Source organism: Paenarthrobacter nitroguajacolicus (assembly GCF_029952445.1).
In the GTDB taxonomy this organism is placed as follows: domain Bacteria; phylum Actinomycetota; class Actinomycetes; order Actinomycetales; family Micrococcaceae; genus Arthrobacter; species Arthrobacter nitroguajacolicus_B.
The window spans coordinates 14,898-34,548 of record NZ_JAQPPK010000009.1; the positions used below are offsets into that span (position 1 = coordinate 14,898).

Annotated in this window: 18 protein-coding genes; 5 read left to right on the forward strand and 13 right to left on the reverse strand. The window is 63.9% G+C overall.

Features of this window, described 5'->3' with window-relative positions:
* Nucleotides 1–12: 12 nt before the first annotated feature.
* Nucleotides 13–1,242 (forward strand): THUMP-like domain-containing protein, encoded by a 1,230-nt coding sequence (locus PJL15_RS08035; protein WP_281450656.1) that lies wholly within the window; start codon nt 13–15, stop codon nt 1,240–1,242.
* A gap of 4 nt (nt 1,243–1,246) precedes the next feature.
* Here PJL15_RS08035 and PJL15_RS08040 read toward each other — a convergent pair whose 3' ends face one another.
* The 3 genes from PJL15_RS08040 to PJL15_RS08050 are packed head-to-tail and all read right to left on the reverse strand — an operon-like array spanning nt 1,247 to nt 3,418.
* Nucleotides 1,247–2,059: a shikimate 5-dehydrogenase gene (locus PJL15_RS08040; RefSeq protein ID WP_281450657.1), complete on the reverse strand. Its 813-nt coding sequence runs from the start codon at nt 2,057–2,059 to the stop codon at nt 1,247–1,249.
* A gap of 39 nt (nt 2,060–2,098) precedes the next feature.
* Nucleotides 2,099–2,221, reverse strand: coding sequence for a type B 50S ribosomal protein L36 (ykgO, locus tag PJL15_RS08045; protein WP_011775528.1), 123 nt, complete (start codon nt 2,219–2,221; stop codon nt 2,099–2,101).
* 42 nt (nt 2,222–2,263) lie between these two features.
* Complete coding sequence (locus PJL15_RS08050; protein ID WP_281450658.1) at nt 2,264–3,418, reverse strand: GTP-binding protein; 1,155 nt, start codon at nt 3,416–3,418, stop codon at nt 2,264–2,266.
* Between the two features lie 198 nt (nt 3,419–3,616).
* Between PJL15_RS08050 and PJL15_RS08055 the strand changes: the two genes are divergently transcribed.
* Nucleotides 3,617–4,768: a glutamate--cysteine ligase gene (locus tag PJL15_RS08055; protein ID WP_281450659.1), complete on the forward strand. Its 1,152-nt coding sequence runs from the start codon at nt 3,617–3,619 to the stop codon at nt 4,766–4,768.
* Between the two features lie 103 nt (nt 4,769–4,871).
* On the opposite strand, the gene tsaD is transcribed toward PJL15_RS08055, so the two are convergent.
* The 6 genes from tsaD to PJL15_RS08085 are packed head-to-tail and all read right to left on the reverse strand — an operon-like array spanning nt 4,872 to nt 10,170.
* Nucleotides 4,872–6,008 (reverse strand): tRNA (adenosine(37)-N6)-threonylcarbamoyltransferase complex transferase subunit TsaD, encoded by a 1,137-nt coding sequence (tsaD, locus tag PJL15_RS08060; RefSeq protein WP_281450660.1) that lies wholly within the window; start codon nt 6,006–6,008, stop codon nt 4,872–4,874.
* Nucleotides 6,005–6,508 (reverse strand): ribosomal protein S18-alanine N-acetyltransferase, encoded by a 504-nt coding sequence (gene rimI, locus PJL15_RS08065; RefSeq protein ID WP_281450661.1) that lies wholly within the window; start codon nt 6,506–6,508, stop codon nt 6,005–6,007. Before rimI ends, tsaD begins: the two co-directional genes overlap by 4 nt.
* Before the next feature lie 13 nt (nt 6,509–6,521).
* Nucleotides 6,522–7,193, reverse strand: a complete 672-nt coding sequence (tsaB, locus tag PJL15_RS08070) for a tRNA (adenosine(37)-N6)-threonylcarbamoyltransferase complex dimerization subunit type 1 TsaB (protein WP_281450662.1) — start codon at nt 7,191–7,193, stop codon at nt 6,522–6,524.
* On the reverse strand, nt 7,193–7,768 hold the full coding sequence (gene tsaE / locus PJL15_RS08075) for a tRNA (adenosine(37)-N6)-threonylcarbamoyltransferase complex ATPase subunit type 1 TsaE (protein ID WP_281450663.1): 576 nt from the start codon (nt 7,766–7,768) through the stop codon (nt 7,193–7,195). The genes tsaB and tsaE overlap by 1 nt, the downstream gene beginning before the upstream one ends.
* On the reverse strand, nt 7,765–9,018 hold the full coding sequence (gene alr, locus PJL15_RS08080; protein WP_281450664.1) for an alanine racemase: 1,254 nt from the start codon (nt 9,016–9,018) through the stop codon (nt 7,765–7,767). The genes tsaE and alr overlap by 4 nt, the downstream gene beginning before the upstream one ends.
* A 57-nt stretch (nt 9,019–9,075) precedes the next feature.
* Nucleotides 9,076–10,170: a carbohydrate kinase family protein gene (locus PJL15_RS08085; RefSeq protein WP_281450665.1), complete on the reverse strand. Its 1,095-nt coding sequence runs from the start codon at nt 10,168–10,170 to the stop codon at nt 9,076–9,078.
* 47 nt (nt 10,171–10,217) lie between these two features.
* Between PJL15_RS08085 and PJL15_RS08090 the strand changes: the two genes are divergently transcribed.
* Entirely contained in the window at nt 10,218–11,597 is a 1,380-nt protein-coding gene (locus tag PJL15_RS08090; protein WP_281450666.1) for a 6-phospho-beta-glucosidase, read from the forward strand.
* A gap of 3 nt (nt 11,598–11,600) precedes the next feature.
* Here PJL15_RS08090 and PJL15_RS08095 read toward each other — a convergent pair whose 3' ends face one another.
* Nucleotides 11,601–12,119 (reverse strand): GNAT family N-acetyltransferase, encoded by a 519-nt coding sequence (locus tag PJL15_RS08095; protein ID WP_281450667.1) that lies wholly within the window; start codon nt 12,117–12,119, stop codon nt 11,601–11,603.
* 110 nt (nt 12,120–12,229) lie between these two features.
* On the opposite strand from PJL15_RS08095, the gene mshA reads away from it, so the two are divergent.
* On the forward strand, nt 12,230–13,474 hold the full coding sequence (mshA, locus tag PJL15_RS08100; RefSeq protein ID WP_281450668.1) for a D-inositol-3-phosphate glycosyltransferase: 1,245 nt from the start codon (nt 12,230–12,232) through the stop codon (nt 13,472–13,474).
* A 102-nt stretch (nt 13,475–13,576) separates the two neighbouring features.
* Entirely contained in the window at nt 13,577–15,265 is a 1,689-nt protein-coding gene (locus tag PJL15_RS08105) for a formate--tetrahydrofolate ligase (protein ID WP_281450669.1), read from the forward strand.
* 183 nt (nt 15,266–15,448) lie between these two features.
* Here the strand turns inward: PJL15_RS08105 and PJL15_RS08110 are convergent, their stop codons facing one another.
* From PJL15_RS08110 to treZ, 3 genes are all read right to left on the reverse strand, one after another.
* A complete protein-coding gene (locus PJL15_RS08110) occupies nt 15,449–16,534 on the reverse strand; it encodes an inositol-3-phosphate synthase (RefSeq protein WP_281450670.1) in 1,086 nt (361 codons plus the stop codon).
* A 182-nt stretch (nt 16,535–16,716) separates the two neighbouring features.
* Nucleotides 16,717–17,754 carry an L-glyceraldehyde 3-phosphate reductase gene (gene mgrA, locus PJL15_RS08115; RefSeq protein ID WP_281450671.1) on the reverse strand — a complete coding sequence of 346 codons (1,038 nt, stop codon included), beginning with the start codon at nt 17,752–17,754 and terminating at the stop codon, nt 16,717–16,719.
* An 80-nt stretch (nt 17,755–17,834) separates the two neighbouring features.
* On the reverse strand, nt 17,835–19,604 hold the full coding sequence (gene treZ, locus PJL15_RS08120) for a malto-oligosyltrehalose trehalohydrolase (protein ID WP_281450672.1): 1,770 nt from the start codon (nt 19,602–19,604) through the stop codon (nt 17,835–17,837).
* Nucleotides 19,605–19,651 lie beyond the last annotated feature (47 nt).

Genomic DNA, 19,651 nt, shown 5'->3' on the forward strand with positions numbered 1-19,651 from the left:
AGGCTTGTTCCCATGCCTCATGCACCGCAGGAACAGATCGCGCCCTTGCTGACCACTGAAGGATGGGAACTTCTTGCCTCGCTGGGGCCATACCGCGAGGCTGATGCGTTCGCCGTCAATGCCAACCTCCGCAAGGCCGGCCACTCCCCCGACCTCGTGGCCGCTGTTTTGACCCAGTCCCGCCTCCGGACCCGCGCCGAGGCGAAATTCGGTGAATTCGCCCGGCAAATGCTGTTCACGCAGGCCGGGCTGGAGCAGGCCACCCGCTTGAACGTCGCCGCCCGGCATGCCGAACGTTTCGTCCAGGCCGGCATCACCCATGTTGCCGACCTTGGCTGCGGCCTTGGTGCCGATTCCATGGCGATGGCATCCATGGACATCGCCGTCACCGCCGTGGAAATGGACGAAACCACCGCCGCCTGCGCCATGATCAACCTCATGCCATTTCCGCATGCCACCGTGGTGCACTCGGATGCCGTGTCAGTGGACCTCGAAGGGATCGACGGCGTGTGGCTGGACCCCGCCAGGCGCACCACCTCCACGTCCGGGACCAAGAGGATCTGGGATCCGGAGGCTTTCTCGCCCCCGTTGTCCTTCGTTGAAAGCCTGGCTGCGACCGGGCGCGCAGTAGGCGTGAAGATGGGCCCGGGCATCCCCCACGACTCCGTCCCTTCCAACTGCGAGGCCCAATGGGTTTCCGTGGGCGGCGATGTCACCGAGGCCACGCTGTGGTTCAACTCCGTGGGCCGCCCGGGAATCCGCCGTGCCGCCTTGGTCATTGGCGCGCAGGGCGCTGCCGAAATCACCAGCGGTGAGGACTTCGACGGCGGTCCGGTAGCCGCCGTCGGGCCTGTTGAAGGCTTCCTCTATGAACCGGACGGTGCCCTGATCCGCGCGGGGCTGGTTGCCGACGTCGCTGAACGCCTGGGCGGGCACCTGGTTGACGAGCACATCGCCTACATCTGCGCTCCCGAACTGCACGACACACCTTTTGCCCGCGCGTACAAGGTGCTGGAAGTGATGCCCTTCAACGTCAAAGCCCTCAAGGGATGGGTCAGGAGCAACGGCATCACCGTCCTGGACATCAAGAAACGTGGCACCGCGGTAACTCCTGAAGAGCTCCGGAAACAGCTGCTGCCGGCAAAGCCCGCCAAGGGCATGGAAGCCAAAACAGCCACCCTTGTCCTCACCAGGATCGGCGAGGAGAGAGTGGCTGTGGTGGTGGAACCAGTGACTGCCTGAGGCGTCAGCGACGCGAGAATTCCGACGCTTCGCGCACCTGTCCGGGCGTCGGACGCACTCCTGTGTACAGGACGAATTGTTCCTCCGCCTGGATGGCAATGACTTCGGCGCCCGTGATCACCGGCTTTCCGGCAGACCGCGCGGCCTTGATGAGCGGTGTCTCGGACGGCAGCGCCACGACGTCGAAAACCACCTGCGAGGCGGCGATCGTAGCGTCGTCGAAGGACTGGGCGGCTTCATCCGCACCGGTCATGCCCAGCGGAGTGACGTTGATGATGAGGTCCGCCGTTGCCCCGTTGACATCGTCCTGCCAGGCGAAGCCGTAGAGGTCAGCCAGCGCACGGCCTGCGGTTTCATTCCGCGCCACAATGGTGACCGCAGTGAAACCGGCATCCCTGAGGGCTGCGGCAACAGCCTTGGCCATTCCTCCGGCACCGCGCAACAGCACGGAATGGCCCGCAGGAACCTGGTGATCTTTCAGCAGCCGGGCGATCGCGATGTAATCGGTGTTGTAGGCGGTCAGGACGCCGTCGTCGTTCACGATCGTGTTCACCGAATCGATGGCCTTGGCAGAGGGATCAAGCACGTCCACCAACGGAATAACAGCTTCCTTGTAGGGCATGGACACCGCGGCGCCCCGGATGGGGAGGCCGCGGATGCCCGCTACCGCGAGGGTGATGTCCGCAGGAGCGAATGCCTTGTAGATAAAGTTCAAGCCGAGCAGATCGTACAAATAATTGTGGAAGCGGGTCCCGATATTGCTGGGGCGGGCCGCGAGCGAAATGCACAAGGACATGTCTTTATTCAGGATGGGCATCCACCCATTAAACAACGCCCTGTTGATACTGGAGCCCGGTTACCCCTGGCGCGCCTTCATCCGCGGGTTGTTCTTATTGATGACGAACGTGCGGCCACGCCGACGGACGATTTGCGCCCCGGGGATCTTCTTGAGGGCACGCAGCGAGTTCCTGACCTTCATGGTGTTTCTCCTTTTCCTGGTGGTTAGGTTTGGTGGGTCGATTTAGAGGGCATTGCTCAGATCCAGGGGATCTTCCCAAACGCCGGAATCCGCATGCATTTCGGCTTCGGTCAACTGGCAGCGGTCCAGAAGCTCGCGGACTTCCTGGGGATCGACGTCTTGTGAATAGCCGGTAATGGCCAGGACGGTGCCGCGGTCCCCGTAGCTTGGCTGCCAGTCGAGGGCAGCATCTACGTCCACGCCCTGATGATGGCGTTGGCCGGTTGCCCCGGGTGCTCGATCATTCGAGTCGGCCAGCCACTTCCCCGTGCTTTCGAGCCAGACCCTTGGCCCTATGCCTTGAACAGCGATCCGGATTTCCGGGGCCGACGCAATCCACAGACGCCCCCGCAACCAATGCGTTCCGCTCGCCAGATGCGGCAGCGCGTCACGGAACCGGCCCGGATGCAGGGGACGGCCGGCTTTATGAAGCACGGTGGTGAAGGAACCCCGCGAGTCGCTGGCAGGCAGACGCACGACGCCGGGCCGGTTGCGGGCCGCTGCTTCGGCGGGGTCGAAGCAGCCCGGCCGGAATACGTCGGCCGGCCCCACCAGGTTGGCGTGGGGCGCCAGTTCGCCCAGGAGCTCCTCTCCTGTCAGCCATGGTTCCGTCCCTTCGCCGGCCTCCCCGGACAACACAGCGCCCAAACCCGGGGCCATGAGCACCGTGTCCACCTGCCCGAATTCCCCAACGAGGAACTCACCGCTGGTGCGCTCATCGGTGGGCATGGAGGTGAAGCCGGACTCGAACAGCGTATGGCGATCCCAAATATGGTTGTCCACGTCCGCAGGGTCCACTGCCAAAACTGCGTTGTCGATGACCACCGGCCCCTCCAGGCTGCGACGGAGCTCCGCCAGGGCCATGCCCGTGGCGACACCTGGCGGCAGGCCAAGGACCACGTGGCCGAAACCGGACGCGGCGAGCCGTTCCGCCGTCGGGACTACATCCAACCTGACCGTGCAGCTAAGGCAACCATGTTCCAGTACCGTCGTCTCCCGTTCGATCAGCCTGCCTTCCCTATAGACCCGCCGCAGGACCAACGAACCATCCAGGAGGTCGTGGAGGACCACCACGGAATTTCCGTGGGTGCGGCCAAGCCGCTCTGTGGCCGACTCGCGGCATTGGCTGTCCAGGGAACTGACGACGGTGAAGTGCATGGAAGGATTCTAATGCGAATCATTCTCAATAGCAAACCGAGTAGGAATGACCCTGCCTCATCACGCAATTACCGTGGTTCCCGCTGCATTAGACTTGATCCGACCGCTGGCGGCCCCGCAGCGGGGAACTATGCCCGGCCGAAACAACACATTGCCGGACAGTACACATTGCCGGGAAGTACAAATTGAGGGGACTACGTGCAGATTGATTTTGCGCCATCCAGGCAGTCGACACTGGGTGTGGAATGGGAGTTGGCGCTCGTCAATGCACGCACTGGGGAACTCGTATCCGTAGCAAATGATGTCCTCAAAGGCGTGGCAGCGAATCACCCCGACCTCAATGAGGACGACGAACACCCCCATATCAAGCGCGAACTGCTCCTCAACACGGTGGAACTTGTCACCGGCATCTGCGAGACCGTCAAGGATGCCAAAGAGGACCTCAGCCGTTCCCTGGCAGCGGTGCGGGAAGTCACCGATCCCATGGGCGTGGAAGTATTTTGTGCCGGCAGCCATCCCTTCAGCCCTCCCCTGCTCCAGCCGGTCACCGACAAAGAGCGCTACGCCAAACTGATCGAGCGCACCCAATGGTGGGGACGCCAGATGGTCATCTACGGCGTCCACGTCCACGTGGGCATCGACCGTAAGGAAAAAGTCCTTCCGATCCTGGATGGCCTAGTCAACTACTTCCCGCACTTCCAGGCGTTGTCCGCCTCCAGCCCCTACTGGGCCGGTGAAGAGACAGGCTACGCGTCCCAGCGTGCGCTCATGTTCCAGCAGCTCCCCACGGCAGGGTTGCCCTTCCAGTTCGAAACTTGGGAGGCCTACGAGTCCTATGTCCAGGACATGTTCACCACGGGAGTGATCGATTCCACGTCAGAGATCCGCTGGGACATCCGCCCCGTCTCCAACCTGGGCACCATCGAGATGCGCATCTGCGATGGCCTTGCCACCCTTGAGGAAGTTGGCGCCATTGCGGCCCTGACCCAATGCCTGGTGGACGAGTTCTCCTCCATCCTCGACGCCGGCGGGAGCATTCCCACCATGCCGCCGTGGCATGTGCAGGAGAACAAGTGGCGCGCCGCGCGGTACGGCATGGAAGCCATCATCATCCTCGATGCTGCCGGCAACGAGCAGCTTGTCACGGAGCACCTGGCGGAAACTGTTGCGCGCCTTGAGCCTGTAGCGGCCAAGCTTGGTTGTTCCGAAGAACTGGCAGACGTCCTGAAGATCGTGGATCGAGGTGCCAGCTACCAGCGGCAACGCCGCGTGGCGGCCGAACACAACGGTGACCTGCAGGCAGTGGTCATGGACCTGGTTCAGCAGATGCGCAAAGGTCCGGACGCCTAAGCCGGGAACGCCTGACCATTCGCAGCAACGCGGGGTCACTTATGGCCCATAAATGCCTTCGGGATGGGCCATAAGTGACCCCGCGTTGCTTGTTGGTGGAGCTCTAGGCGGGTACTGACACCGTAGTGACGGGCATGGAGGAATCCGGCGCGAACTCCACGCCGGATGGACCCACGCCTGCCATGATGAGCTGGGCTCCGAGGGCCGCCACCATGGCGCCGTTATCCGTGCACAGGTCCAGGGGCGGCACATGGAGCTTGATTCCGGCAGAGGTACAGCGCTGCCCGGTCAGCTCACGGAGCCGCGAATTGGCTGCCACGCCGCCGCCCAGCAGGAGGTCCGTAATACCGTTCTCCTTGCAGGCCAGAATTGCCTTCGAGGTGATGACATCCACCACGGCCTCCTGGAACGCTGCGGCAATGTCCGCCACCGGCACGTCCTCGCCCCGGGCCTCGAATTGTTCCACACACCGGGCCACTGCGGTTTTCAGGCCGCTGAACGACCAGTCATAGCGGTGCGGCCCCTTCTCCTCCGCGGTCCCCATGTACTTGGGTTGGGTCAGGCCCCGCGGGAAGCGGATGGATTTGGGGTTGCCCTGGCGGGCCAGTTTGTCGATGGCCGGCCCACCCGGGTAACCGAGCCCCAGGATACGGGCCACTTTGTCGTAGGCTTCCCCGGCGGCGTCGTCAATGGTTGAGCCCAGCAATTCAACATCTTCGGTGATGCTGCGGATGCGCAGGATTTCCGTGTGCCCACCCGATACCAGGAGGGCTCCCAGGTTCTCGGGCAACTGTCCGGCACCCAGGCCGGCGGCAGCACCCGCGTCGGGCTTTCCGTCCTGACCCGGTCGCGGATCAAGAAGACCAACACCAACATGGGCCACCAAGTGGTTGATCGCATACAGCGGCTTCCCGGTGGCGACAGCCAACGCCTTCGCAGCGCAGACCCCCACCATGAGGGCACCCGCCAGGCCAGGACCGGAGGTTACGGCGATCGCGTCGATCTCCTCCAGGGTGACCCCGGCTTCGTGCAGTGACTCCTGCAAAGTAGGAACAAAAGCGTCCAAATGCGCGCGGGAGGCGATCTCCGGAATCACGCCGCCGAAACGAACGTGCTCCTCCATGGAAGAGGACACCGTATTGGTGAGCAGGGTGGTCCCCCGCACGATGCCGACGCCTGTCTCGTCGCACGAAGATTCAATGCCGAGCACCAGTGGTTGTTGGGCAACAGGCATGCTCATGCCGTGGGTCCTTCCTGGGATAGGGCCTCGCCGAGTTGCAGCCGCATGATCAAAGCGTCCGTGCCATCGCGGTAATAGCGGGGGCGGACGTGGATCTGCTCAAAACCGAAGCGCACGTACAACTGCTGGGCTCGGGGGTTGTCGGCACGGACCTCGAGCAGGACATCCGCCGCCCGGCGCCGCCGGGCCTCCTCGATCAGCTCGGTCAGCATCGCTGAGCCGATCCCCTTGCCTTCGAATTCAGGAACGACGGCGATCGTCTGCACGTCCGCTATGGGTTCGATGCACATCAAACCCGCATAGCCCACGATTTCGCCGTCGGCCTCGGCCACCACGTACCGCCGGGTTTCCGGCTGGGCCAATTCATCGATGAACATCTGAAGCGGCCACGCATCCACAGGGAACAGCCGGCGCTCCAGCGCTTCGACATCCCGGATGTCCGGCTCTGCCATGTCCCGCAGGGATACCCCGGCAAGCTCCAGTTTGGGTGACAATTTCACAGTTTCCGTCCCATCAGAGCGCACGCTTCCGGGGACCGGGCACTTGGGCGTCCGATTCCCGCAAGTACAAAGGCGTGGAGTCCAGCAGTTGCTGTCCGGCGTTGAGCCGGGCCAGGGCAAACTGGCCCAGTGAGGCGGCGTCGGGTTGTTTCGAGGAGAACTCCTGGTCCGCGCGCAGGACATCGGCGTACAAGCCCGCGCCCGCACCAAACACGGGCAGCTCCGGGAGTTCGGAGGCGAAGCCCACATGGGGGCCATCCAGGAGTTCAGGGAGCTGCCCCTGCGCCACAGCGTACCGGGCCCAGTAGACCTCTTTGCGTCGTGCATCCGTGGCCACCAGGAACTCAGGAGCGGCCGCTGTGGATTCCGCGACTTCCAGTGCGATCGCGTCCAGGCTCATGAGGCCGTACAACGGCTTGTTCCACACGAAGGCCAGGGTGCGGGCAGTGGCGATGCCGGACCGGAGGCCCGTGAAAGGGCCTGGCCCTACCCCGGTAACGATCGCGTCAATGTCCGCCCCGGTAACCCCGGCACCCGCCAACAGTTTCTCAATGCCCGGGGCAAGGACTTCAGCGTGGCTGCGGGTGTCCTCCGTGGCGAACGAATCCACCACGCCTTCCATGGCGTCGTCCGAAATGAGGGCGGCGCTGGCTACAGCCGAAGTATCAATGGCCAGGATCAGCATCAGCTGCCTCCCTGTTCTGCAGTCTCAAGAAGCCTTGGGGTCCGGGCCCAGCGGGGACCGAAGCCGCGGAAAACAATGGTGCGGGGCTCGTCGTCGTCATCGGTGTCGAAATTCAACACGTCCCCGTCGAGGGGCGCTGCCGCGTTGTCTCCGCCAACAGACCGATGCAGCTCAACTTCCAGCCGGCTCTCCGAAAGGTGCTCCACCCGGTCCCGGCCCCACTCCACCACGGTGACGGCCGTGTCCATGGTGTTCTCAAGATCGATGTCGTCGATTTCCGCGGCAGATTCCAACCTGTAGGCGTCCACATGGACCAGGTCCGGGCCGCCTGGCCGGGGACCATCGGCAAGATTGGGATGGATCCGTACCAGCACAAAGGTCGGCGAGATAATCCCGGCACGGACCCCCATGCCCTCCCCCAGCCCCTGGGTGAACGTGGTCTTTCCCGCACCCAATTCACCGGTCAGGACCAGGAGGTCGCCTGCCTCCAGTACCCCACCGAGAGCCGCTGCGAGCGCGTGGGTCTGGTCCGCCGTCGTGACCGTCAACCTGCGCTCCCATTGGGGTCCGCTCACAGCGCTGCCTTTTCGGCGCTGGCGGCTGTGGATTTTTGCATGTCGGGTTGTGTCGGCAGCTCGTTGACGTAGCTGCGCGGTACGCGGGGGCTGATGCGTGTGACGATTTCGTAGTTGTTGGTTCCTGCTGCCGCTGCCCAGTCGTCGGCTGTGGGACCGCCGTCGGCGCCGTCGCCGAACATGACGGCTTCAGCACCCTTGAAGGTGGCTGTCGTTTCGGGCGTCATTGGCCCCAGGTCGATGACCATCTGGTCCATCGCGATCCTGCCAACCACCGGGTAGTTGACTCCGTTGACCCGTACCGGACCGCCGGTGCCGATCCGCGGGACGCCGTCGGCATATCCGAGCGGAACCAGGCCGAGGATGCTTTCCTCACTGGTCCGGTAGTTCAAACCGTAGGAGACACCCTGGCCCTTGGGTACCTGCTTGCAATTGGACAGGAGCGTGCGCACGGTCATGGCGGGGTGCAGGCCAAGTTCGGCAGAGGTGGCGCCTTCGAAGGGCGACAATCCGTAGATCCCCAGTCCAACGCGGACCAGGTCGAAGTGCGAATCCGGACGGGACAACGTGGCGGGCGTGTTGGCGATGTGGCGGACTTCGGTGTCCACTCCCGCGTCTTCGGCCATGGCGATTGCTTCACGGAAGACAGCGAGTTGCTCGTCGGTCTCCGGGCGGTGCGGCTCGTCAGCGACCGCGAGGTGCGAGAAAATGCCCACCACCCGCAGCAGGCCCTGGTCCTGGTAGTCCATGGCCTGGCCCAGCAGCTGGTCCCAGTCGGCAATGGTGCAGCCGTTGCGGCCCAGACCGGTGTCCACCTTGAGGTGCACCCGCGCAGGGCGTTCCTGTTCGCGCGCTGCCGCAACGACCGCGTCGAGTTCCCAACCTGAGATTCCGACGTCGATGCCGGCGGCGACGGCCGCTTGGAAGTTGCTCTCGCGGGTGTGCAGCCATGCAAGCAAGGGGGCATCGATACCTGCGGCCCGCAACGCGAGCGCCTCGGAAATGTGCGCGACCCCGAGCCAGGCGGCTCCGGCGTCGAGGGCTGCCCGGGCAACCTGCACGGCACCGTGGCCGTAAGCGTCGGCTTTGACGACGGCCATGACCGCGGCGGGAGAGGCGATGCCAACGAACTGGCGGACGTTGTGGCGCACAGCTTCGAGATCGATCACGGCGGACCGTTCCAGCACCGCCGATTTGGCTATTGAGGCCTTTGAACCGATACCGATATCTGCAGCTGCTTCGTAAGTCACCCTAGAGATTCTAGTGGTGCCAGTGAATTCGGGTTAACTGCCCACCGGTACTTGGCACTACTGGGCATCCGACAAGTGCGCGATGGTGGCCCGGGCACGCCGTTGGGCTTCGGCAGGAATGTCCTTCACGATCGGCTCCAGGAAGGCGAAGCGCCTCAGCCATTGGCTGGACTGGCGTTCCTTGCGCGCGTTTGCCCGCTGCCACCAGTCCGCGATGTCTCCCCAGCCCGGTGCGGCCAAGGAGCCGCCAACTTCCTGGACGGCCAGCGATGCGCACAGGTTGGCAAAGCGCAGTCGGTCACCCAGCCGCCATCCCGCAAGGGATCCCACAATGAACGCGGCCCCGAAGCAGTCCCCGGCTCCGGTGGGGTCCGAGGCCGGGACCGGCAGGGACGGCACCCACTCCTCCTCACCGGTTTCCGAGTCCACCGCCACCGCTCCCTGGGGGCCAAGGGTCACCACGGCCACCGGCACTCGGTCTGCCAGGGAGTACAGCGCGGCCCAAGGATCGGATTTGCCCGTAAAGGCCATCGCTTCGGGGGCGTTGGGGAGGAAGGCATGGAAATGCTCAAGCTGATCCAGCCTGCGTTCGGACCATTTGCCCGTAGGGTCCCAGCCCACAACCCCGAAGAGTTTGGTGCCGGCGGCCTTTGCGGCCAGCATCCACGGCTCCATCTCCTCTTCCAGGTCCGCAACGGCTGCGAGCGCCCGGGGCGGCTGGCCAATCAGCTGGGAGGAACTGATTGGTGCCGGGTGGCCGTGGGTGACCATGGAACGGTCCTGGTTCACGCACATCGAGACGGTCACCGGTGAGTGCCACCCGGGAACCCGCTGGGACAGGGAGAGATCAACGTGTTCCTGCGTTTCGAGGATCTGCCAGTTGTAGTCACCGTAGCCGTCGTCGCCGAAGGTGGCCGCAAGATTGGTCCTCAACCCCAGCCGGGCAGCGGCGATCGCCTGGTTCGCCACTCCTCCCGGGCAGCTTCCCATGCCCTCGCTCCAGACTTCTGTGCCGGGTTCGGGCGCTTGGGGAAGGCCGGTGAAAATGATGTCCTGGAAGACCGTGCCGGTCAGGAGGAGGTCGCAACCGGCGTCGCCGTCGGACCTGACGGAGGCAAGGGGGTCGAATCGTCGCTGGGGCATAGCGTCCATGAACGGCAGACTACGCCGCAGCTTGCGCGGCTGCATAGACTCGAACCATGCGGCTCATGATCGCCGGTGGCGGCGGATTCCGGGTTCCCCTTGTGTACCGGGCCTTGTGCGAGGGCCCCTTCGCTCGGTTGGTCAGTGAACTGGTGCTCTTCGACGTCGACGATCAACGGCTCACTGCCATCGAGGCAGTACTCCGCGATATGCCCACACCTCTTGCTTCCGGTCCCAGTGTTGTGGCGTGTACCGACCTTGGCCAGGCCCTCACCGGGACTGACGTTGTGTTCGCGGCCATCCGTCCCGGTGGAACCGCCGGCCGGATCGCCGATGAGGGCGTTGCCTTGGCGCTGGGCCTCCTGGGACAGGAGACCACGGGCGCCGGTGGGATCTCCTATGCGCTCCGGTCCATCCCCCGCATGCTGGAGCTCGCACAGGCCATGCGCCGTCATTGCCCCGAAGCCTGGCTGATCAACTTCACCAACCCCGCCGGGATGGTCACGGAAGCCCTGGTGCCTGTCCTTGGGAAACGGGTGATCGGGATCTGCGATTCTGCCGGAGGCCTTGCCCAGCGGGCGGCCCGCGCGGCCGGGGCCCCGCTGGAAGAAGGAAATCTCGACGGCGTGGGCTACTACGGGCTGAACCACCTGGGCTGGCTCTACCGGCTGGCACCGGGCGGCAGGGATCTCCTGCCCGGGCTGCTGGACAATCGGGCCGCCCTTGAGTCCATGGAAGAAGGGCGGCTGTTCGGGCCGGACACCCTGAAAAGGCTTGGCTGCCTGCCCAATGAGTACCTCTACTACTACTACCAAACAGCGCAAGCAACCGCCGCCATCCGTGCACAAAGCCAAACCCGCGGGGCCTCGATCCACCAACAGCAACATTCCCTTTATCCGGCGTTGGTCGAGGCGGACGACGCTTTTGCGTTGTGGGATAAGGCACGGCGATCGCGGGAGGAAGGCTACCTGGCCGAAGCCCGCACCCATGGGGAACAGCGCGACGAATCCGATCTCGCAGGCGGCGGCTACGAACGGGTGGCGCTGTCCGTGATGCGGGCCCTCGCCGGTGGCGGGCCCGCCCACCTCATCCTCAACGTGCCCAACGCGCCCGTGCTTGCCGCGGACAGTCCCCACCCTGCAGAGGTGGCCGTTCCAGGACTGCCGGCGGACGCCGTCGTCGAGGTTCCGTCCCGTGTGACGCCCGACGGCGCGGTAGCGGTTGCGCAGGAACGGCCCCCAGGCCGGTTCCTCACCTTGATGCAGCGCGTCAAGGAGGTGGAACGGCTCACCGTCCGCGCGGTCCGCGACCACGACAGGGAAGCGGCTGTCCAGGCTTTTTCTGCGCATCCGCTGGTGGGGTCGGAGCTGCTGGGCAGGCAACTGCTGACCGGTTATGAGGAAGCATTTCCGGGGCTGGCCCGGCTGTGGGAGTAAAGGTTAAAGCTTGCGGTACATCACGTGCAGGCCCACGTAACCGATCTCAGGGTGATTGAAGGCGTCAGGCACGGTAGCGAGGATCTGGAATCCCATCGACTGCCACAGCCATACGGCCCTGACGTTGCTCTCCACCACGGCGTTGTACTGCATGGAGCGGAACCCGGCGGCTTTGGCTTCCTGGAGAGAGTAGGCGCAGAGTGCCCGCGCAATGCCCTGGCCCGAGTGGTGGGCCCCCACCATGTATCCGGCATTGGCCACATGGCTTCCGCCGCCCCCTTGGTTGGCGTGGAACTCCCCGGTACCGAGGATCCTGCCGGTGACCTTGTCCGCCGCAACAAACGTCTGGCCGGGAGCTTCCTTGATCCATTTGGCCCTGGCTGCGTCTTCCGTGGTGTCCCGGTCCCAGGTGAAGGTCTCGCCCTCACGGATCACGGGTTCCAGGATGGACCAGATGCCCGCCCAGTCCCCCGGCGTTGCCTTGCGGATTTCGAAGGTTTGTTCTTGGCTCACAGCCCACACGCTAGCAGCCTTGTCCACATAGCGGGGCCGCTTTATTGAGGCGCGGACGGGCAGGAGTAGTGTTTTCTGCAGGGCAAAAAGTGAATTGCAGGAAAAGTCAGGAGAGTGCGATGCCGATGGTCCGTCGTGTGGCGTTCCTGTCGTTGCACACCTCCCCCATGGAGCAGCCCGGAGCCGGTGACGCAGGCGGAATGAACGTCTACGTCCGTGCCTTGGCCATGGCACTGGCAGAGACCGGCGTGGAGGTGGAGATTTTCACGCGCGCCACCAAAGCCAGCCAACCCGCCGTCGAGCATCCGGGCCCCGGCGTGTGCGTCCACAACGTTCCAGCCGGACCCCGCCACAAGGTTCCCAAGGAAGAACTGCCCGAGCTCCTGCACCAAATGGTGGGAGAAATCGACAACATCCGGAACCAGCAACTGCACGGCCGCTACGACGCCATCCATTCGCACTACTGGGTCTCAGGTGTTGCAGGGCTGGAACTGTCAGCATTGTGGGGCGTTCCGCTGGTGCACACCATGCACACCATGGCGAAAGTCAAGAACCTCGTGCTCCAACCGGGCGAACGGCCGGAGCCGCGACGCCGGGAGAACGGCGAGCAGAGGATCGTCGACGGCGCCGCACGCCTGATAGCCAACACCCCCGCCGAGGCTGACGAACTCGTATCGCATTACGGAGCCGACCGTGACCGGATCGATGTCGCTCCGCCCGGGGTGGACCTCAACGTGTTCACGCCCGCGTTCCGCAGGAAATCACGCGCCCGGCTGGAGGTCCGTCCGGACAGCTTCCACATCCTGTTCGCCGGACGGATCCAGCGGCTTAAAGGCCCGCAGGTCTTCGTCAGGGCGGCCGGCATCCTGCGGAAGCGGCGGCCGGACATAGATCTGGAAATGACCATACTGGGTTCGCTGAGCGGAGCCAAGGACTTCAACCTCCAGCAGATCATCCACGAGGCCGGAATGGACGACGTCGTCACTCACCGCCCGCCGGTAGTGGCACCCGAGCTGGCTGGCTGGTTCCGCTCGGCGGACGTCGTGGTGATGCCGTCCTTCAGCGAATCCTTTGGGCTGGTCGCTTTGGAAGCACAGGCGTGCGGTACACCGGTCGTGGCCACCAACGTCGGCGGCCTGTCCCGGGCAATCTCGGACGGGCGCACTGGAATCCTGGTGGACGGGCACGACCCCACTGACTGGGCTGACGCCCTGGAGGACCTCTACGACGACGTCCAAACCCGCGAAGACATGGGCAGGCTTGCTGCCACCCATGCCGAGTCCTTCGGGTGGCAGCGGACAGCTGCGATCACCCTGGAGAGCTATCGCGAAGCGGTCGGGGGCCTGTTGCTTCCCCGGACTTGAGGTTGCCCGGCATCCGGCCGCGCGGCTGGTAGATTGTCGCGCACAGCGTTTGCGCGCCACAAGCGTCAGCCCTGAACGGGAACATCCAGCCGAAGGACAACGATGTCTGAAGACAAGGTCATGAGTGATCTTGAAATTGCCCACAACGCCGCCATCCTCCCCATCGAGGAAATCGCCCAAAGGGCGGGCATCAATGTGGATGCCCTTGAGCTCTACGGGCCTTACAAAGCCAAAATCGATGTCGGCAAGCTAGTGCTCCTTGCGGGCAAGGCGCCGGGAAAGGTTGTGCTTGTTTCGGCCATGTCCCCCACGCCCGCCGGTGAAGGCAAGTCAACCACTACGGTGGGGCTCGCCGATTCCCTGGCCCGCGCCGGGCACAAGGTGATGATCGCGCTCCGGGAACCATCCCTGGGACCGATTCTTGGCATGAAGGGCGGGGCAACGGGAGGCGGTTATTCTCAGGTCCTGCCGATGGACGACATCAACCTGCACTTCACAGGGGACTTCCACGCGATCACCTCAGCGAACAACGCCCTCATGGCCCTGGTGGACAACCACATCTTCCAAGGCAACCAGCTGGGCATCGATCCACGGCGCATGACGTTCAAACGCGTGCTGGACATGAACGACCGCGCCCTGAGGGAAGTGGTGATCGGCCTCGGCGGTCCCGCGCAGGGCGTGCCCCGCCAGGACGGTTTCGACATCACTGTGGCCTCGGAAATCATGGCAGTTTTCTGCCTGGCAACGGACCTCGACGATCTCCGGTCGCGGCTGGGCCGGATAACCTTCGGGTACACCTACGATCGCGCTCCGGTTACCGTGGCAGACCTCGGCGTTCAGGGGGCACTCACCATGCTTCTGAAGGACGCCATCAAGCCGAACCTCGTGCAGACCATCGCAGGGACTCCCGCTCTGGTCCACGGGGGTCCGTTCGCGAACATCGCCCATGGATGCAACTCGCTGATCGCCACCAGGACCGCCATGCAGCTTGCTGACATCGTGGTCACCGAGGCGGGCTTCGGCGCGGACCTTGGCGCCGAGAAGTACATGGACATCAAGGCGCGGATCGCAGACGTGGCGCCATCCGCCGTCGTGGTTGTTGCCACCATCCGTGCGCTCAAGATGCAAGGCGGAGTTCCCAAGGAACGCCTCAGCGAACCCAACGTGGACGCAATGGCCACCGGGGTGGAGAACCTCAGGCGGCACGTCCGGAACGTGGCAAAGTTCGGAATCACTCCGGTTGTGTCCATCAACAAGTTCGCCACGGACACTCCCGAGGAACTCGAGTGGCTCCTGGCCTGGTGTGCGGCGGAAGGCGTGGAGGCCGCCGTCGCCGATGTCTGGGGCCGCGGTGGCGGCGGGGATGGCGGGGACGAGCTCGCCGCCAAGGTGGCAACTGCACTGGGCGCTGAGTCGGACTTCCATCACCTCTACTCGCTGGACCTACCTGTGGAGGACAAGATCCGGACGATTGTGCAGGAGATCTACGGGGCCGACGGCGTCGAATTCTCCGTGCCGGCCCTCAAGCGGCTTGCCGAGATCGAGAAGAACGGCTGGTCCGGCCTGCCAGTCTGCATGGCCAAGACGCAGTACTCCTTTACTGACGACGCCTCCAGGCTCGGGGCACCCAAGGGGTTCCGGGTACATGTCCGCGACCTGATCCCCAAGACGGGCGCAGGTTTCATCGTGGCATTGACCGGTGCCGTCATGACGATGCCCGGGCTGCCCAAGGAACCGGCCGCGATGCGCATGGACGTGGACGCCGACGGCAACCCCACGGGTCTCTTCTGACTCTCTCCCACGTCCCACCCCCTTCCACCCGTTCCTCTCTCACCAAAACGCCCCTTCCGGGCAACCGTCTCTCCCGAATGCGAGAGGGATCGGCCCAAGGGGCGGTTTGGTGAGAGAAGGTTGGACAACAGAACGGCCCTCCCGGGGTTCCGGGAGGGCCGTTCTGTGTGCGTTGGACGGTGTTTAGCGCTCGATGTCGCCGCGGATGAAGGCTTCGACCTTCTCGCGGGCGATGTCGTCATTGAACTGCTCCGGCGGCGACTTCATGAAGTAGCTGGAAGCGGAGAGCAGAGGGCCGCCGATTCCGCGGTCCAGGCCGATCTTCGCGGCGCGGATGGCGTCGATGATCACGCCGGCCGAGTTCGGGGAATCCCACACCTCAAGCTTGTACTCAAGGGACACGGGTGCGTCGCCGAAGTTGCGGCCTTCGAGGCGCACGAACGCCCACTTACGGTCATCGAGCCAGGCAACGTAGTCGGACGGGCCGATGTGGACGTCGTCGGCGTGCAGTTCGGCCTCGACGTTGGAGGTGACGGCCTGGGTCTTGGAGATCTTCTTGGACTCGAGGCGATCGCGCTCAAGCATGTTCTTGAAGTCCATGTTGCCGCCAACGTTCAGCTGGTACGTGCGGTCCAGGGCCACGCCGCGGTCTTCGAACAGCTTGGCCATCACGCGGTGGGTGATGGTGGCACCGATCTGGCTCTTGATGTCGTCGCCCACAATCGGAACACCGGCAGCGGTGAACTTGTCTGCCCATTCCTTGGTGCCTGCGATGAAGACCGGCAGCGCGTTAACGAAAGCGACGCCGGCGTCGATGGCGCACTGGGCGTAGAACTTGGCAGCCTGGTCCGAACCAACCGGCAGGTAGCAGACCATGACATCCGCTTTGGCTTCGCGCAATGCCGCAACGATGTCCACTGCCTCTTCCGGAGCCTCGACGATGGTCTCGCGGTAGTACTTGCCAAGGCCGTCCAGGGTGTGGCCGCGCTGGACGGTAACCCCGGTGGCTGGAACGTCGGCGATCTTGATGGTGTTGTTTTCGCTGGCGCCGATGGCGTCGGCCAGGTCCAGTCCAACCTTCTTGCTGTCAACGTCGAAAGCAGCAACGAATTGGACATCGTTGACGTGGTACTGGCCGAACTCGACATGCATCAGACCCGGGATCGTGGCCTTGGGGTCAGCGTCGCGGTAGTACTGAACACCTTGGACCAGCGATGCGGCGCAGTTACCTACGCCGACAATGGCAACACGAATCGGATGTGAAGACACGGAACTCCTCTTGAGAACTAAACCTCAGGTGCCAGGCGCAACCCTGACTGAGTTCAGGACACGGCTGATTGGCACGGCGCCATTCGGCGCACACTTGCATTGTAACCAACACAGCTGGGGCCGGCTTTGTTCCCGGCCGGCCCCAGCTTTTTATGTCGCACCTTCAAGTCGCGCTTATGAGGCTATTTCTGCGCCCAACGGTTGATGTCGGATTCGACTGCGAATTCATCGATTGCGGTAAGTTCCTCAGCAGTGAAGTCGAGGTTGTTGATGGCGCTGAGCGTGTCCTCCAGCTGGGCAACGCTGGAGGCTCCCACCAGAGCCGACGTCACCGGGGACCCCTTGGGCTGGTCCCGCAGGATCCACGCGATGGCCATCTGCGCCAACGACTGTCCGCGCCCCTCGGCGATGGCGTTGAGCCCGCGGACCCGGTCCAGCTTCTCTTCGGTCAGCTGCGCCTCGGAAAGGAACCGTTCCTTGGCTGCACGCGAGTCCGCCGGAACGCCGTTGAGGTAGCGGTTGGTCAGCATGCCCTGGGCCAGCGGCGAGAACGCGATGGAACCGGCACCTACCTGGTCCAAAGCTTCGTAGAGGTTGGGCGATCCGTCCTCAGTCCAGCGGTTCAGCATGGAGTAGCTGGGCTGGTGGATGAGCAGCGGGGTGCCGAGTTCCTTGAGGATCCGGGCGGCCTCGAGGGTTTGCTCCGGGGTGTAGGAGGAAATGCCGGCGTAGAGCGCTTTTCCGGAACGCACGGCGTAATCGAGGGCGCCCATGGTTTCTTCCAGGGGCGTCTCCGGGTCCGGGCGGTGGCTGTAGAAAATGTCCACGTAGTCCAGGCCCATCCGTTCCAGGGACTGGTCCAGGCTCGAGATCAGGTACTTGCGGGATCCCCACTCGCCGTACGGGCCCGGCCACATGTAGTAGCCGGCCTTGGTGGAGATGACCAGTTCATCACGGTAAGGCTTGAAGTCGTCCTTGAGGTGGCGCCCGAAGTTCGTTTCCGCGGATCCGTCCGGCGGTCCGTAGTTGTTGGCGAGGTCGAAGTGGTTGACGCCCAGATCGAACGCACGGCGCAGGATGGCGCGTTGTTCCTCGAATCGCTTGTCGTCACCGAAGTTGTGCCAAAGGCCCAGCGAGATGGCGGGCAGCTTCAGTCCACTGCGTCCGACACGGCGGTAGGGCATGGTTTCGTAGCGGTTTTCCGCAGCCGAATAAGTCATACGTACCATCCTGCCACTGCAGAAACCGGGGCGACGGCGGTGTCCGCCATGTGGGCGCCGTCACCCCGGTTGCCACATCGTCAGTTGACGCGCACGACGGCGGCGCTACCGCCAGGAAGCGTCAGCGTGTCCTCATCCAGGGCTGCTTCAGGGTCGGTTGCCAGCAGCAAGGAGCCGCTGAGGGGCGTCGCGAGGGCGTCCTCTCCCAGGTTGCAGACAACACGGACCTTGCCCCTGGTCATCTCCAGCCAGTGTTCGTCGTCGTCGAACTCCACGGAGGTGTCTCCAAAGCCGCCGTCGACGAGCTCCGGCGTGTTCCGGCGCAGCTGTGCTAAATCCTTGTACAGCTGCAGCAGGCGTGCGTGGTCTCCTTCGCCGGCTTCCTCCCACTTGAGCTTGGAGCGTTGGAACGTCTGGGGATCCTGCGGATCGGGGACAACTGCCGGGTCCCAGCCCATCCGTTCAAACTCCTTGATCCGTCCCTCGGCTGTCGCTTTGCCCAGTTCCGGTTCGGGGTGGGAGGTGAAGAACTGCCACGGCGTAGATGCGCCGAACTCCTCTCCCATGAACAGCATGGGAGTGAAGGGCGAGGTCATTGTCAGCACTGCACCAATGGCCAGCTTGCCGTAGGACAGTGTTGCCGTGAGCCGGTCGCCGATGGCCCGGTTTCCGATCTGATCGTGGTTTTGGAGGCAGACCACCAGTGCCGACGGGTGGGCGAGGTCATTCCGGATTGGCCGGCCGTGGTGGCGTCCACGGAAGCTTGAGTAGCTTCCGTCGTGGAAGAAGCCGTGTTCAAGGACCTTGGCCAGCACGGACAGCGAGTCGAAGTCCGAGTAGTACCCGGTGGTCTCCCCGCTGAGGTTGACATGGACGGCGTGGTGGAAGTCGTCGCTCCATTGGCCTTCCAACCCATATCCGTTGTCCTTACGCGGATAGATGAGGCGTGGGTTGTTCAGATCCGATTCTGCGATCAGGGTCTTCGGTATCCCCGTCTCTGCTTCGATCTGGTCAGACAGCGCACCAAAGTCCTCGAGGATATGCACGGCCCGCTCATCACGGAGGGCGTGGACGGCGTCGAGCCGAAGCCCATCCACGTGGTAGTCCCGGAGCCACATCGCCGCGTTTTCCAGGATGTACCGGCGGACCTCGTCCGATCCTGCCCCGTCCAGGTTCACCGAGTCGCCCCAGGTGTTGCCCTCCCCCGATTTAAGGTAAGGCCCGAACTTCGGCAGGTAGTTTCCACTGGGACCGAGGTGGTTGTAGACCACATCCTGGATAACGCCAAGCCCCGCAGCATGGGCGGCATCAACAAAGCGCTGATAGGCGGCCGGGCCTCCGTACGGCTCGTGGACGGCGTACCAAAGGACACCGTCATAGCCCCAGTTATGGACTCCGTTGAAACCGTTGACCGGCAGGAGCTCGATGAAATCGACACCGAGGTCCACCAGATAGTCCAGCTTCCCGGCGGCAGCATCCAAGGTGCCCTCCGGAGTGAAGGTCCCCAGATGCAGCTCATAGATCACGGAACCCTTGAGGTTCCGCCCCTTCCAACCGGAGTCCTTCCATTCATGGACGGAAGGATCGAAAGTGGCCGACAGGCCATGGACACCGTCCGGCTGCCGCCGTGAACGTGGATCGGGAAATGGCCCCTCGGCGTCCACGACGTAGCCGTACGGCTGGCCGTCTACTTCCTCAGCCACGACGTCAGCCGGCGCGTGCCACCAACCGGTAGCGGCGTCGTCGTACTGCTCCATGGCGTGTTCCTGGCCCCCGGCCACCAACTTAACGGTGGTGGCATTCGGGGCCCAAACGTCGAAACGATTCTTTCCAGCAGCGTGCTTGAGCATGATGTTCCCCTGTACGTTCCTTAAGCGTGCGTTGCCGTGGTTCTTGA